Annotated in this window: 10 protein-coding genes; 7 read left to right on the forward strand and 3 right to left on the reverse strand. The window is 60.2% G+C overall.

All coding sequences use genetic code 11. The features are described from left to right. Positions 1-148: 148 nt before the first annotated feature. Together serA and ACP7AP_RS16285 are read right to left on the reverse strand one after the other, a co-directional pair. Complete coding sequence (gene serA / locus ACP7AP_RS16280) at positions 149-1,744, reverse strand: phosphoglycerate dehydrogenase (RefSeq protein WP_426035649.1); 1,596 nt, start codon at positions 1,742-1,744, stop codon at positions 149-151. An 86-nt stretch (positions 1,745-1,830) separates the two neighbouring features. After that, the gene (locus tag ACP7AP_RS16285) at positions 1,831-2,979 is read right to left on the reverse strand and encodes a phosphoserine transaminase (protein WP_426035651.1); all 1,149 of its coding nucleotides are present in this window, start codon (positions 2,977-2,979) and stop codon (positions 1,831-1,833) included. A gap of 152 nt (positions 2,980-3,131) precedes the next feature. Here ACP7AP_RS16285 and serB point away from each other — a divergent pair, with 152 nt between their 5' ends. The 3 genes from serB to ACP7AP_RS16300 are packed head-to-tail and all read left to right on the forward strand — an operon-like array spanning position 3,132 to position 5,257. Further along, a complete protein-coding gene (gene serB / locus ACP7AP_RS16290) occupies positions 3,132-4,007 on the forward strand; it encodes a phosphoserine phosphatase SerB (protein ID WP_426035653.1) in 876 nt (291 codons plus the stop codon). Continuing rightward, positions 4,004-4,483 carry a GNAT family N-acetyltransferase gene (locus tag ACP7AP_RS16295; protein WP_426035655.1) on the forward strand — a complete coding sequence of 160 codons (480 nt, stop codon included), beginning with the start codon at positions 4,004-4,006 and terminating at the stop codon, positions 4,481-4,483. The genes serB and ACP7AP_RS16295 overlap by 4 nt, the downstream gene beginning before the upstream one ends. 12 nt (positions 4,484-4,495) lie before the next feature. Beyond that, positions 4,496-5,257 (forward strand): TSUP family transporter, encoded by a 762-nt coding sequence (locus ACP7AP_RS16300; RefSeq protein ID WP_426035657.1) that lies wholly within the window; start codon positions 4,496-4,498, stop codon positions 5,255-5,257. Positions 5,258-5,507: 250 nt separating this feature from the next. Here the strand turns inward: ACP7AP_RS16300 and zapE are convergent, their stop codons facing one another. Beyond that, a complete protein-coding gene (gene zapE / locus ACP7AP_RS16305; protein ID WP_426035659.1) occupies positions 5,508-6,587 on the reverse strand; it encodes a cell division protein ZapE in 1,080 nt (359 codons plus the stop codon). 204 nt (positions 6,588-6,791) lie between these two features. On the opposite strand from zapE, the gene tssK reads away from it, so the two are divergent. The 4 genes from tssK to tagF are packed head-to-tail and all read left to right on the forward strand — an operon-like array spanning position 6,792 to position 14,040. Further along, the gene (tssK, locus tag ACP7AP_RS16310) at positions 6,792-8,123 is read left to right on the forward strand and encodes a type VI secretion system baseplate subunit TssK (protein WP_426035661.1); all 1,332 of its coding nucleotides are present in this window, start codon (positions 6,792-6,794) and stop codon (positions 8,121-8,123) included. Beyond that, complete coding sequence (tssL, locus tag ACP7AP_RS16315) at positions 8,120-9,826, forward strand: type VI secretion system protein TssL, long form (protein WP_426035663.1); 1,707 nt, start codon at positions 8,120-8,122, stop codon at positions 9,824-9,826. The genes tssK and tssL overlap by 4 nt, the downstream gene beginning before the upstream one ends. Continuing rightward, positions 9,823-13,398: a type VI secretion system membrane subunit TssM gene (tssM, locus tag ACP7AP_RS16320; protein WP_426035665.1), complete on the forward strand. Its 3,576-nt coding sequence runs from the start codon at positions 9,823-9,825 to the stop codon at positions 13,396-13,398. Before tssL ends, tssM begins: the two co-directional genes overlap by 4 nt. A gap of 15 nt (positions 13,399-13,413) precedes the next feature. Continuing rightward, complete coding sequence (gene tagF, locus ACP7AP_RS16325) at positions 13,414-14,040, forward strand: type VI secretion system-associated protein TagF (protein WP_426035667.1); 627 nt, start codon at positions 13,414-13,416, stop codon at positions 14,038-14,040. The last annotated feature ends 57 nt before the right edge of the window (positions 14,041-14,097 follow it).

The raw sequence follows: 14,097 nt of genomic DNA on the forward strand, positions 1-14,097 counted from the left end.
GCTGGGACTTCCCCAAAACGCTCGATAGGGCCGTGGTGGTCGCCGTTGGCATTGGTTCTCATCCGCGCCTCTTGCTGCAAAGACCGGGGGCTTCACGCCCCCGGACCCCCGTGGAGTATTTCTGCCAAGATGAATTGGCAAGTCGGGTTTAGGCCACGTCGAATTGCAGCGCTTTCACCGATTGGAACATGCCGGTGGATTCGAGGGTTTCCAGCACCTTGGGGTCGATGGCTTGGTCAAGATACAGGATGGCGATGGCCTGTTTGCCGATGCCTTCGCGACCAAGCGTGAAGTTCGCGATGTTGACGTTGTTTTTCGACATTGTCATGCCGAGAAGGCCGATGATGCCGGGCACGTCATCATTGGTGGTGTAAAGCATGTGTTCGCCGATTTCAGCGTCAATGTTGATGCCCTTGATCTGGATGAAGCGCGGCTTGCCATCGCTGAAACAAGTGCCTGCGACCGAGCGTTCGCGCTTTTCGGTCACCATGGTGACTTTTATGTAAGCGTCGAAGGTGCCGGTTTTGTCTTGACGGGTGGTTGAGATCTGGATGCCTTTATCTTTCGCCACGATGGGGGCCGAGACGAGGTTTACATCGGGGTTTTGGGTTTTCAACACACCTGCGATGACGGCGGAATTGAGGGCTGCAAGGTTCATGCCCGCGACTGTGCCGTCATAGAGGATGTTGATGGCTTTGATCGGTTCTTCGGTCATCTGGCCGATGAAAGCGCCCAAATGCGACGCGAGTTTGATCCACGGGCCCATAATCGCGGCTTCTTCTGCGGTGACATTCGGCATGTTCAGCGCGTTAGAGACGGCACCCGTCAGCAGGTAATCTGACATCTGTTCAGCCACTTGCAACGCGACGTTCTCTTGGGCTTCAGTCGTGGCCGCGCCCAAGTGCGGGGTGCAGACAACGTTGGGCATGTTGAACAGCGGGGAGGAGGTGGCGGGTTCAACCTCAAACACATCCAGTGCTGCCCCGGCAACATGGCCGGATTTAAGCGCATCGACTAGGGCTGCTTCGTCGATCAGACCACCACGGGCGCAGTTGATGATGCGCACACCCTTCTTGGTTTTCGCCAGATTTTCGGCGGACAGGATATTGCGGGTTTTATCGGTTAAGGGGACGTGCAGGGTGATGAAATCGGCGCGGGCGAGGAGTTCATCGAGGTCTACCTTGGTGACGCCGAGGGTCTTGGCACGGTCATCCGACAGGAAGGGATCGTAGGCGACGACCTTCATATGCAGGCCGACAGCGCGGTTGCAGACGATGCCGCCGATGTTGCCCGCCCCGATCACACCGAGGGTTTTGTTGAACAATTCCACGCCCATGAATCGGGATTTCTCCCATTTACCGGCTTGGGTGCTGGCGTTGGCTTCGGGCAGTTGCCGCGCCACAGCAAACATCATCGCGATGGCGTGTTCGGCGGTGGTGATCGAGTTGCCGAACGGCGTGTTCATCACAATCACGCCCTTTTTCGACGCAGCGGGGATGTCAACGTTATCGACACCGATGCCTGCACGGCCGATGACTTTCAGCTTTGTGGCAAGGCTGAGCAGCTTGTCGGTGACTTTGGTGGCCGAACGGATCGCAAGGCCATCGTATTGGTCGATGATCGCGGCGAGCGCGTCTTTGTCTTTGCCGAGTTTGGGCATGTAATCCACCTCGACCCCACGGTCGCGGAAGATTTGCACGGCGGTTTCAGAGAGTTCGTCAGATACGAGAACGCGGGGGGCCATGGGGACTCCTATGATTTGCGAGGGGGATGGCGGGGTGAGCCCCGCCCTACGGATTGGGTAGGGCGGGGTTCACCCCGCCATCCCGTTCAAACTTGCGCGGCGATTTCCGCATCAAAGGCATTGGCGATCCATGGCATCAGCGCCGTCACATCGGCGGTTTCCACCGTCGAGCCGCACCAGATCCGTAGGCCCGCGGGCGCATCGCGGTAAGCACCGATATCATAGGCGACCTTGGCCTGCTCTAATCGTTTGGCGACGGCTTTGGCGAAAGCCTCGCCGTCTTTGATACGGGGATCGTTGAATTTCAGGCACACGCTGGTCGTCGAGGCAATCGCGGGGGTTTCGGCAAGGTTTTGCAGCCAAGGGTTGGCGGCGCAGAAATCCCAGACCACTTTGGCGTTGGCGGTGGCGCGACCCACCAAGCCGTTCAGCCCGCCCACCGACTGCGCCCATTTCAGTGACACAAGGTAGTCTTCCACCGCGAGCATCGAGGGGGTGTTGATCGTCTCACCCACGAAAATGCCTTCAATGACTTTGCCCTTGCTGGTCATGCGGAAAATCTTCGGCAAAGGCCATGCGGGGGTGTAGCTTTCCAGCCGTTCCACCGCGCGGGGCGACAGCATAATCATGCCATGCGCACCTTCGCCGCCCAGCACTTTCTGCCAGCTAAAGGTGGTGACATCCAGCTTGGCCCAGTCGAGATGCATTGCGAAGGCAGCAGAAGTGGCGTCGCAGACGGTCAGGCCCTGACGATCCGCCGGGATCGCATCGGCATTCGGCAGGCGGCAGCCAGAGGTGGTGCCGTTCCAAGTGAACACAATGTCCGAATTGAAATCGACCGTGGCGAAGTCAACAATCTGGCCGTATGGGGCAATTTTGACTTTCGCGTCGAGTTTCAGCTGTTTGACCACATCAGTCACCCAGCCTTCGCCGAACGACTCCCACGCCAGCATTTCAACCGGGCGGGCACCCAGCAAGGACCACATTGCCATCTCGACAGCACCCGTGTCAGAGCCGGGGACAATGCCGATACGGTAATCGGCAGGAACGTTCAGAATCTCACGGGTCAGGTCAATCGCCTGTTTCAGCTTGGCCTTGCCAACAGAGGCACGGTGCGAGCGGCCCAAGGGCGCATCGCCAAGCATATCAAGGGTATAACCGGGGATTTTGGCACAGGGGCCAGACGAAAAGCGCGGGTTTGCCGGGCGCGTTGCCGGGGCGGTCAGATCGCTCATGGTATCCTCACAGATAAATGCCCTTCGTTGGGGAAGGGTGTCCCGCCGCCGCGCATATTGGCCCTGCCGGGGTGGCGCAAGCCAAATAATCGCGCTATTCCGGCGCGTCATCTGCAAAAACCGACACAAATCTCCACTATCGGAAACATGCCATGTTCGTAGCCACTTTGCTGACCAACCCCAATCGCCCTGTGCTTGACCGTGTGACGGTTGAATCTTTGCGCAATGCTTGGGGTGGTGGCGATGCGGTGTGGCTAGACCCCGGTGTGGCGGCGGAATTCTCGGTTGCGGCGATGCCTGTAAATCGGTGGGATGTCTGGCAGGGCTTGCAGGGCATCGGCGTTGATCTGGTGGTGCAAAGGGCTGAAGGGCGGCGCAAGAAACTGCTGATCGCCGATATGGACAGCACGATGATCGAGCAGGAATGTATTGATGAGTTGGCCGATGAGGCGGGCGTCGGGGCCTATGTCGCCGGGATCACCGCGCGGGCGATGAACGGCGAGTTGGATTTTGAGGATGCTTTGCGGGAAAGAGTAGGCTTGTTGAAGGGCCTGCCTGCCACGGTGATCGCCCAAGTGGTGCGCGACCGGATCACTCTTATGTCGGGGGGGCCGCAGTTGCTGGCGACGATGAAGGCCAATGGCGCGCATGCGGCACTGGTGTCGGGTGGCTTTACCGCCTTCACCTCGGCGATTGCCGGGATGTTGGGGTTTGATGAAAACCGCGCCAATATCTTGCTGATCGAGGACAATAAGCTGACGGGCCAAGTGGCGGAGCCGATCTTGGGGCGGGCTGCGAAGGTGACGGCGCTGGAGGAGATTTCGACGCGGTTGGGGATTTCGATCGCCGATGCGATAGCGGTGGGCGATGGCGCGAATGATCTGGGGATGCTCGGGCTGGCTGGGGCCGGGGTGGCGTTGCACGCCAAACCCGCCGTCGCTGCGCAATGCGATTTGCGGGTCAATCACGGTGATCTGACGGCTTTGCTATATATGCAGGGCTATAGCCGCGAGGAGTTCGTGGCATGATTGTTCGGCCTGCGACCGCACAAGATGCCGAAGCCATGACCGCGCTTCAGAATGAGATTATCCGCATCGGCGGCACCACCGCCTATCAACAGCCGCGCGCGCGTGGTGAAGTGTTGGAAAGCTACGTCACCGGACTCGCAGTGATTGGGTGTCAGTTGGCCGAGGAGAAGGGCCAAGTGCTGGGCTTTCAGGTTGTAGGCCGCTCGCCGGAACTGCCCGAAGGCTGGGCGGATATCGGCACGTTCGTGCAGCCGGGACTGCAAGCGCGCGGCATTGGGGCGGCGCTGTTTGCGGCCAGCCTGACGGCGGCGCGTGTAGCGGGGGTGCGGGTTCTGAACGCCTCTATCCGCGCCGACAACGTGCCGGGGCTTGCCTATTATGCCCGGCGCGGGTTTGTGGATTATGCCAGCAACCCGGATTGGGCGCTGGCAGATGGCCGCAAGGTGGGCCGGATCAGCCGCCGCTTTGATCTGTAAGCGGGGCGTTTGATGTTTGAAATTGCCACAAATCTGACCCTGTTGCTGGTCTGCGCCGCTTTTGTCGCAGGATTTGTCGATGCGATTGCGGGCGGGGGTGGGTTGATCTCGGTCCCTGCCCTGCTGCTGGCGGGGGCGTCGCCGATCGAGGCTTTGGCCACAAATAAACTTCAGGGCAGTTTTGGCGCGGGCACGGCAGTGCTGGCCTATGCGCGGGCGGGACATGTGAAACCCTTGCAGCAGTTGGGAATGGCGGCGGTTGCGGCGATGGCTGGGGGGATGGGCGCGCTGGTGGCGCATCTGATGCCCGCCGAGGTGCTGCGAATCATCATGCCGGTGATATTGGTCGCGGTGGCGCTGTTCTTTGCCTTCAAACCGGGGCTGAGCGATCTGGATCGGGTGGAGCGGATCAAGCCTGCGGTGTTTACTTTCACAGCTGTGCCTTTGATTGCCGCCTATGATGGCTTTTTCGGGCCGGGGACGGGCAGTTTTTTCATGCTGGCCTTTGTCATGCTGGCAGGGTTTGGGGTGTTGAAGGCGACGGCCCATACCAAGATGCTGAACTTCGCCTCAAACATCGGATCTTTGGCGGTGTTTGCGTGGAGTGGGGCGACTTGGTGGGGCGTGGGGCTGGCGATGGCTGCGGGTCAGGTCGCGGGGGCGTCTTTGGGGGCGAGGCTTGCGATGCGGATCGGGGCGCGGTTGATCAAGCCTTTGCTGGTGGCGACCTCGACAGCGATGGCATTGCGGTTATTGTGGCAGGCGTTTGGCTGATGGTCCCAACTCGGGACAAAATTTTGTTGTTTTATATCAGACTGTTGGCATAGGCGTTTTAAGGGATTTTTAACGTTTGCGCCTGTGCAGAGGTGGAACTGGGGGTTTCACACCCCCAGACCCCTGCGGGATATTTAGGAACAGATGAAACAATTTGACTAAAATTTGCTTTCACATTGGCAGAAATACTCCACGGGGGTCCGGGGGTGTGAAACCCCCGGCTTGGCCAGCCCAGCGCGCAAGCTGCTGGCTATTGACCCCAATCCGCCGCTTGCATTTCGCGCAATCGGCTGGCGGTGCGCTCGAACTCAAAGCTGCCGGAGCCTTCGATGTAGAGGCGTTCTGGCTCGTCTGCGGCAGAGCAGATCAGTCTGGTTTTCGCCTCATACAAAGCGTCGATCAGGATGACGAAGCGTTTGGCTTCGTTGTAGTTGCTGGCGGAAAGCTGCGGGATGTCCTCCAGGATCAGCACCCGCACGGCGCTGGCGATGGCGAGGAAATCGGCGGGGCCGAGGGGTTTGGCGCATAACTCCCAGAAGCTGGCGCGACCGATGCCATTGGCAAAGCGCGGCAGCACGGTTTCGCGGCCATTGACGGGCAGGCGCAGGGGTTCGCCTGCTGCCCCCCCGGTCAGGTCGCGCCAAATTGCATTGATCGCGTCTTTCGCGCGGCCTGCGGGGTGGAAATACACTTGCGCGCCAGTCAGGCGGTGTTGGCGGTAGTCGTTGGGCGAGGCGATCTCGGACACCTGCAGCCGTTCGCGCAGCATGGCGATGAAGGGCAGGAACAAAGCGCGGCTGAGGCCGTCTTTGTAGAGGTCTTCGGGCGGGCGGTTGGAGGTGGTGACGATCACCACGCCAGCGGCCAGCAGTTTTTCGAACAAGCGCCCCACAATCATCGCATCGGTGATGTCGGTGATCTGCATTTCGTCAAACGCCAGCAGTCGCACGTCGCGGCTGATCGCATCGGCCACCGGGGCTATGGCATCGTCAACACCGGTTTTACGGGCATCAAACATGGCGTGGTGGATTTCCTGCATGAAGGCGTGGAAATGCACCCGGCGTTTTTGTGGGATGCCGAGGTTTGCGTAGAACAAATCCATCAGCATGGATTTGCCGCGACCGACGCCGCCCCAAAGATACAGGCCCTTTGGCGGGGTTACAGGTTTGGCAAACAGGCCCGCGAACAGGCCAACTTTGCGGTTGGCGCTCGCTTCCAACCAGAGCCGCAAATCTTCCAGCAGCGGCAGCAAAGCCAGTTGGGCTGCGTCAGGGCTCAGGCGGCCTTTGGCCACTTCGGCGTTGTAAATCTCGGTCAGGGTCATTCGCATACCGTTGTATACCAGCGCCCTCGGTGCGAGGGAAGTCTGGGACAGCTTAGGGTGCAAAACCGATATGGCAATCTCGGGCTTGATCCGGCGCGGTTGCCGCTGCAAACTGCGCTAAAGTTTTTCCCTGAGGCCGCCGTCGTTTTTTCTAGGTGGCAGATTTAGAAGCGCTATTGTGGGCCTATGGCTCGGTAAATTGAGGTTGGCATGTCTTGGTATAGCAAGGTTGCGTGGAAGGAAGGGCTGTTCTTGCAGCCGCACCACTTGCAGCAAAGTGATCGCTATGTAGAAAAGCTGATCGAAGCGCGGGTGCGGCATGTCTCGCCCTATCCTTGGGGCATCGAGGAAATGAAGGTCAACCGCGACCGCTTGCAGCAGGGGCGGATTGAATTGGCCTCGGTGGCGGGGATTTTTCCTGACGGGACGCCGTTTGAAGCGCCGGGGATTTCGCCTTTGCCACGGGCAATTGAGGTGCCCGGCGGTTCGGATGGGCTTGGCGTGTGGTTGACTCTGCCGGATCAGGTTATGAACGGGCGCGAGGTGGCGATGGAGGCTGAGGCTGGCTCTCGCTATGTTCTGGGGGCTGAGACGGTGGCGGATAGCGCCTCGGCGTTGCGGTTGGAGCAGCAGATTGAGGTGGCATCGCCCCGGTTGGAGCTGGATGTGCGGGCGACGGCGAAGCCCGGCTATCAGTGCATCAAGATCGCGCGGATCGTGGAAGTGCGCGACAATGTGGTGATCTTGGACGATGCCTTCCCGCCGCCCCTGCTGACGATCTCGGCGCATGGCGTGGCTTTGGGCTGGCTGGACCGGGTGATCGGCTGGGTGGAAACCAAGCTGGATAGTTTGGCACGCTATGCGGCGGACCCTTCGGCGGCAGGCGGGTTGCAGGCGACGGATTACTTCATGTTGCTATGCCTGAACCGGCAGATCAACGTGCTGCGGCATTTGCGGCAATCGCGCTATGTGCATCCAGAGCGGCTGTATGAGGAGTTGCTGCGGTTCTCGGGTGAGTTGTGGACGTTTGATCAGGATAAGCGCTTGGCGCCGCCCTATGACGCCTATGACCATGCTGATCTGAAGGGCTCGGTCGAGCCTGTGGTGCGGGATATTCAGCGGTTGCTGAGCCGCGATGTGGGCCGGGCAACGCGGTTGGATTTGGTTCAGGTGCGGCAGAATTCCTATCTGGCGCAGGTGCCGGATAGGAATTTGTTCCGCGATGCGACGTTTGTGGTCGAGGTGGAAAGTTCGCGGGCGTTGACGCTGGTGCAGCAGCAGTTTCCTCTGCTCTGCAAGGTCGGCCCGAACACCCGGATGTCGGAAATTGTGAACAATAACCTGCCGGGGATCGAGTTGATCCATATTCCAACACCGCCAAGGCAAATCCGGGCGGTGTCGCGCAATGTGTATTTTATCTTGGAGAAGAACTCGCCGCTGTGGCGGGAGTTTTCGACCGCTCCGGCCATCGGGATGCACTTTGCCGGGGATTGGCCTGATCTGAAGATGGAGTTGTGGGCCATCGTGGAGACCAAGGCATGAGCGGCAGCGGCGATGGCAAAGACAAGACCGTCATTGGCGGCATGGGGATGCCGCAGCCTTTGTCGGGTGGGGTATCACCGATGCCGGGGGGGAAGCGGCAGGTTAGCCCCAATGAGCGAACGGTGATTGGTGGCGCGCTGCCGGGGGCTGGCGGGGCGTTTGGGCCGGGCGGGTTTGGGCCTGCTGCGGGGGGGATGCCTTCGGCTTCGTCGCCGGGGTTTTCGGGTGAGGCGGATGCTTGGGGCGTGCCTGCGCCTGCGCCCGCAGGTGGCGGTCAGGGCGGTTTTGCGCCGATTCCGTCTGCATCGACGCATCCGGGGGTGAATTCTCCGGGCTTTGGCGGGCAGCCATTTGGGCAAGCGCCTGCGCCGCGCCCAGTGGCGGGGGCGTTTGCACAACCAGATCAGTTTTTTCCCGATGCCTCGACTGCCCAGCCTACGAATTACGCCAATACCGGGCCGAAGATTGATCTGCGCAAAGCTCTGGTGGCCAAGGGTCTGGGGGCTGGCGGGCCAAAAAGCCCGATGCTGGCGGCAGCGGCCAACCTGTTGATTTTGTTCGGGCGCTTGCGGACTCAGATGGTCGAGATGGAGGCGGTTCCGTTGATGGAATACGTCACCCGCGAGATTGAGGGGTTTGAGGAGAACTGCCTGAAAGGCGGGGTGGACGCGCATCAGACGCAGGTGGCAAAGTACCTTTTGTGCGGCACGGCGGACGATATTGTGCAGAATATCCCCGGCACGGATCGGCATTTGTGGATTCAATATTCGATGGTTGCGCGGTTTTTCAATCGGCGCACCTCAGGCGTGGGGTTTTTTCAAGAGGTTGAAAAGGCGTTGCAGGCCCCGGCGCAGAATTTCCAGCTTTTGGAATTGGCGATGAGCTGTTTGTCATTGGGGTTTGAGGGACAATATCGAAGCGCCCCGAATGGGGCTGTGGAACTCGCGCGGGTGCGGGGGATGATTTATGACAGCCTGCGCCGGGTGCAGAACCGCCCCGATGATGATATTTCGCCGCGCTGGCAGCCGGTTATGGTCGGCGGGCGGCGGCGGTTTGGTGGCACGCCGCTGTGGGTGATCGGATCGGTGCTGGGGGTGGTGCTGATGGGCGCTTACTTTGGCCTCTCGACACTGATCGCGCAGGAAGGCTCTGTGGTGTCGCAACGGCTGTTGTCGCTGACGCCGACCTCTAAGATTAGCCTCGTGCGGGCGGTGGCGTTTACGCCGTTGGAGGTGGTGCCTGTCACCGAAAGCAGCCAGTTGGACCGTCTGCAACAGAAGATGAAAGACGATATCGCCAGTGGCTTGGTGGCGGTCGATATCAAGGGTGATTTCATCTTTATCCGCGTCAGCAACGCGGCGCTGTTTGCTTCGGGTAAGGCCGAGACCAAGAAAGAATTCAACGACTTGGCTGCGCGGATTACAGCGGCTTTGGATAAGGAGCCCGGGCCGGTTTATGTCTGGGGCTATACCGACAACGTGCCGATGTCGGGGCGCGGGCGGTTCAAAAACAACCACGATCTGTCGCAGGCGCGGGCCGAAGCGGTGCAAAAGGTGCTGGCGGTGGGTATGACTGATCCGAGCCGCTTTGAGGTTGAGGGTAAGGGCGAGGCCGAACCGATTGGCGACAATGCCAGCGATCAGGGCCGCAGTGCCAATCGTCGGGTTGAGATTATGATCAAGCGGGAAGAGACTTTGCAATGAAATGGCTAAAGTTGACGCTGATTTTGATCGGGTTTCTGGCGTTTTCTGCCGTGGTCTGGTTCGCCGGGCCGCTGATTGGCTTCGGCGAAGCACATCCGTTTGATCCGGTTTGGGTGCGGGCGCTGATCATTGGTTTGCTGGCGCTGGTGCTGCTGGTCTGGGGGCTGGTGGCACTGTTGCGGCGGCGCAAGGGCAGTGCGGCGCTGGAAAAGGCGATTGTGGTGGATGCGCCTGCGGGCGATGGGCGGGAACTGGCCAGCCGGATGACGGCGGCTTTGAGCACGTTGAAGAAGTCTGGTAATTCAAAGACTTATCTTTACGATATGCCTTGGTATGTGATCATCGGGCCGCCAGGTTCGGGCAAGACGACCGCCCTTGTGAACAGTGAAATCAAGTTTCCGCTGTCGGGTCAGCAGGGCGGTTTGCAGGGCTTTGGCGGCACGCGCTATTGCGATTGGTGGTTTGCCGAAGACGCCGTGATGATCGACACGGCGGGGAGGTATACCACGCAGGATAGTGATGAGGGCACGGATAAGGCGTCGTGGACCAGCTTCCTGAATTTGTTGAAGAAAAACCGACCTAAGCAGCCGATCAACGGGGTTATCCTCGCGATTTCGGTGGCCGATCTGATGAACGCGGGGCCGGATAAGATCACCGCCCATGCGGAAACGATCCGGGCGCGGCTGGGGGAAATTCACGAGACGTTGAAGGTCGATTTCCCGGTTTATGTGATGTTCACCAAGGCGGATCTGATCGCCGGGTTCCGCGAGTATTTCAGTTCTTTCGCGGCGGGGCGGCGGAAAAAGGTTTGGGGCGCGACCTTCCAGACTGAAAACCGCAAAGAGCAGACGTTTGATCGGGTTGCGGGCGAGTTTGATGCGCTGGTGGCGCGGCTTTCGGATGAGGTGATTGATCGGTTGTCGGAAGAACCCGACGGCGTGAACCGCATCGCGATTTTCGGACTTCCCGGCCAGATGGCGATGCTGAAGGACGAGGTGGAATCGTTCTTGCGGCAGGTGTTTGAGCCGACGCGCTATAAAACTTCGGCCATGCTGCGTGGGTTCTATTTCACCTCTGGCACGCAAGAAGGCACGCCGATTGATCAGGTTTTGGGCGCGATGAGCCGGTCTTTGGGCGTGCAGGCGCAGCTATCCGGCAAGGGCAAAAGTTTCTTCCTGCATGATCTTTTGACCAAGGTGATTTTTGGCGAACAGGGCTGGGTGTCTTATGATCGCAAGGCGGTGCGGCGGGCTTCTGTGCTGCGGATCGGGCTGACCACGGCGATGTTTTTGGCCTCGGCGGGTATTTTGGGGGCCTGGGGGTATAGCTATCTGAACAACCGCACGCTGGTGGCTTCGGCCCAAGCGGCGATGGCGGATTATGAGTTGGCGGCGACCGAGGATTTGCAGGCGATTGAGGTCAAGGACACCGATTTTCTGCGCATCAGCAATGAGTTGAAGCTGCTGCGCACCATGCCGTCGGGGTTTGAATCGCCCGAGGAGCCGGAAGGGGATTGGACGCGCGGCTTTGGGTTGTCGCAGCAGGGCGCGATCCGGCAGGCGGCGCGGGATTCTTATGCGCAGGCGTTGGAGCGGTTGTTGCGGCCTCGGTTGGTGTTGCGGGTCGAAGGCCAGTTGCAGCAGTTCGTTTTGGCGAATGAGCCGATCCCGATTTATGAGACGTTGAAGGTGTATAAGCTGCTGGGGGGGGCGGCCCCAGCGCCGCAGGATGATCTGGTGAAGACGTGGTTCCATGATGATTGGGAGCAGGTCTTGTTCCCCGGCATCAACGAAGAACCGGCGCGGGATATGCTGAACAAGCATTTGGCGGCGATGCTGGAGTTGGATGATACCACAGCGCCGACGGTGGAGTTGAACGCCGATCTGGTCGCCAAGGCCGAAGTGATCTTGGCGCGGATGTCAGTGGCGGATCAGGCGTATTCACTGATCGTCGCGACCGCCCCGGTGTCGGGTCTGCCGGATTTCAATGTGGTGGAACGGGCGGGGCCGGATGCGCGGCTGGTGTTTGAAACCGTGGACGGGTCCGACCTTGGCACGCTGACGGTGCCTGCGCTGTATACCTATGCCGGGTTCAATGATTTCTTTCTGGAGCAGTTGGCGGCGGTGGCGCATAAGCTTGAGACCGAACAATGGGTTATGGGCGAACAGGCGGCTGCGGCGAAGGTGGATGAGCAGTTGTCGCGGCTGGGCCCGCAACTGCTGGCGCGGTATCGTGAGGATTATCTGGCGGCTTGGGATGCGGTGTTGTCGAATATCAAGCTCGCGCCGATGGCGGCGGATAAACCGGCTTATATGGCGTTGTCGGCGGCATCCTCGCCCACGACCTCACCGATTTTGAAGCTGGTTGAGGGGATTTCGGCGGAAACCAAACTGACGCAGCCTTTGGTGCCAGAGGGTGCTGTAGAGCAGGCTGCGGGAGAGGCCGATGCGGTGGCAGGGGCGATTTCGCAGGCGGGCAGTGATGTGACGCAGATGATCGCCAGCCGGACCAGTGGCTTGCAGCGGATTGGCCTTGATATCGCGCTTGCGGCAGGCAAATCGCAAAAGCGCGCGGGGGCGGCTGCGGGCTCTGCTCCGACGATTCCGGGCGCGGATATTGAGGCGCAGTTTGCCGAGTATCACGCGCTGCTGGAAGGCACCCCGGGGACGCGGCCGATTGATGCTTTGCTGAACTCGCTGGGCGCGATCCAGCAGGGCTTGGTGATTGCGGCGGGGTTCAATCAGGCGGAAGCCAATGCGCAAATTCCGGCGCTGATCGGGCAGTTGAAGACGGCGGCCAGCCGTTTGCCGCCCGAGTTGTCGCGGATGGTGAATGAGGCGGTGGATAATTTTGAGGGCGATGCGGCCTCGACGGCGGTGGCGCAGATCAATGCCGATCTGACCTCGCAGGTGACGGCGGTGTGCGAGGGCATCGTTGACGGGCGCTATCCGTTCAGCAAAAGCCCAGGCAGGCAGGTGCCTTTGTCGGAGTTTGCGCAGTTGTTTGCCCCCGATGGCGTGCTGGATCGGTTCTTCAATGCCAATCTGGCGATCCACGCCAATATGGGCGCGGGGGATTGGACGTGGCGGGACGATAGCCCACTGGCGAAGAAGCTAAGCCTGCAAAGCCTGCGGCAGTTTCAGAAGGCGGCGGCGATCAGGGACGCGTTCTTTCCGGGGCGATCCCCGGTCGTCAAGCTGGATGTGACGGTGAACCAGATCACCGCGCATGACCGGATCAAGCAGTCGATTCTGGTGATTGACGATCAGCCGATCCAGATGCGCAAGGCGGGGAATACGCCGGTAACTGTGACCTGGCCGGGGGGGGCGGGGAACACTTCGGTGCAACTGCTGCCTGAGATGAACAACCGCGAAAGCCAGATCATGTATCAGGGGCCGTGGGCGCTGTTGCAGTTCATCCGCGATGGCAATCCGCGCCAGATCGGCGATGTGATGCAGGTGGATTATGTGATCGGCGGGCGCAACATCACCTATGAAATCCGGGTCAATGCGCTGGTCAACCCGTTCAACATGGCAGAACTGCGCGAGTTCCGCTGCCCTACCGGTTTGTAGATGGGGGGGCTTTAGATGCTGGCGCTGTATGGCAAACATCCGTCGAAGGGGGATTTCATCGGCGGCGGTTTGCCGGTTCAGACTGGGCTGGAGGGCTGGCTGGATTCTGTGTTGGCCGAGGCGCGGCATGGATTGGATGCCGAGTGGGAAACGGTTTGGGGATCAGCGCGACCCTTGCGATTTTGGATTGGGCCCAGTGTTTGGGGTGAGGCTTGCGCGGGGGTTTTAAGCCCGAGTGCAGATAAGGTCGGGCGGCGCTATCCGCTGCTGATCGCAGGGTTTGGCGCGGAGTGCCCGCCCTGCCCGGTGATTGATCCGGCGCAGGAGTGGCACGCAGGTGTGGAGGCGAAGCTGATCGAAATGCTGGCGGGCGAGACTGCCGAGTTGAACGGGTTTTCAGCCCCCTGCCCCGCCGCGTTGCCCGCTGGCCCACCGGAGTTTTGGGCCGCTCGGCCCGGTGCAGACGTTGTGGGGCTGCTGGAGGATATCGCGATCACCGACCATCATCGCGCCAGCCACCACCGCAGTTATTGGTGGATTGCCGGGGACGACTTCGGCCATAGCCAAGTTTGGGCGGGCGAAGGTTTGCCATCTGGCCATGTTATGGCGTGGTTTTTGCGGGGCTATGCTGAAAATGCTTAAGCAGGTTGGGGCTAGGCAGTTGCATAGGTTTCCGCCTAAGCTGGCCAAATGTTTTCA

The organism is Cypionkella sp. TWP1-2-1b2, from assembly GCF_049896245.1.
GTDB lineage: Bacteria > Pseudomonadota > Alphaproteobacteria > Rhodobacterales > Rhodobacteraceae > Cypionkella.

Excerpts from the sequence above, each read along its gene's own strand:
- serA (WP_426035649.1), bottom strand. The coding sequence starts at position 1,744 with ATGGCCCCCCGCGTTCTCGTATCTGACGAACTCTCTGAAACCGCCGTG.
- ACP7AP_RS16285 (WP_426035651.1), bottom strand. The coding sequence starts at position 2,979 with ATGAGCGATCTGACCGCCCCGGCAACGCGCCCGGCAAACCCGCGCTTT.
- serB (WP_426035653.1), top strand. The coding sequence starts at position 3,132 with ATGTTCGTAGCCACTTTGCTGACCAACCCCAATCGCCCTGTGCTTGAC.
- ACP7AP_RS16295 (WP_426035655.1), top strand. The coding sequence starts at position 4,004 with ATGATTGTTCGGCCTGCGACCGCACAAGATGCCGAAGCCATGACCGCG.
- ACP7AP_RS16300 (WP_426035657.1), top strand. The coding sequence starts at position 4,496 with ATGTTTGAAATTGCCACAAATCTGACCCTGTTGCTGGTCTGCGCCGCT.
- zapE (WP_426035659.1), bottom strand. The coding sequence starts at position 6,587 with ATGCGAATGACCCTGACCGAGATTTACAACGCCGAAGTGGCCAAAGGC.
- tssK (WP_426035661.1), top strand. The coding sequence starts at position 6,792 with ATGTCTTGGTATAGCAAGGTTGCGTGGAAGGAAGGGCTGTTCTTGCAG.
- tssL (WP_426035663.1), top strand. The coding sequence starts at position 8,120 with ATGAGCGGCAGCGGCGATGGCAAAGACAAGACCGTCATTGGCGGCATG.
- tssM (WP_426035665.1), top strand. The coding sequence starts at position 9,823 with ATGAAATGGCTAAAGTTGACGCTGATTTTGATCGGGTTTCTGGCGTTT.
- tagF (WP_426035667.1), top strand. The coding sequence starts at position 13,414 with ATGCTGGCGCTGTATGGCAAACATCCGTCGAAGGGGGATTTCATCGGC.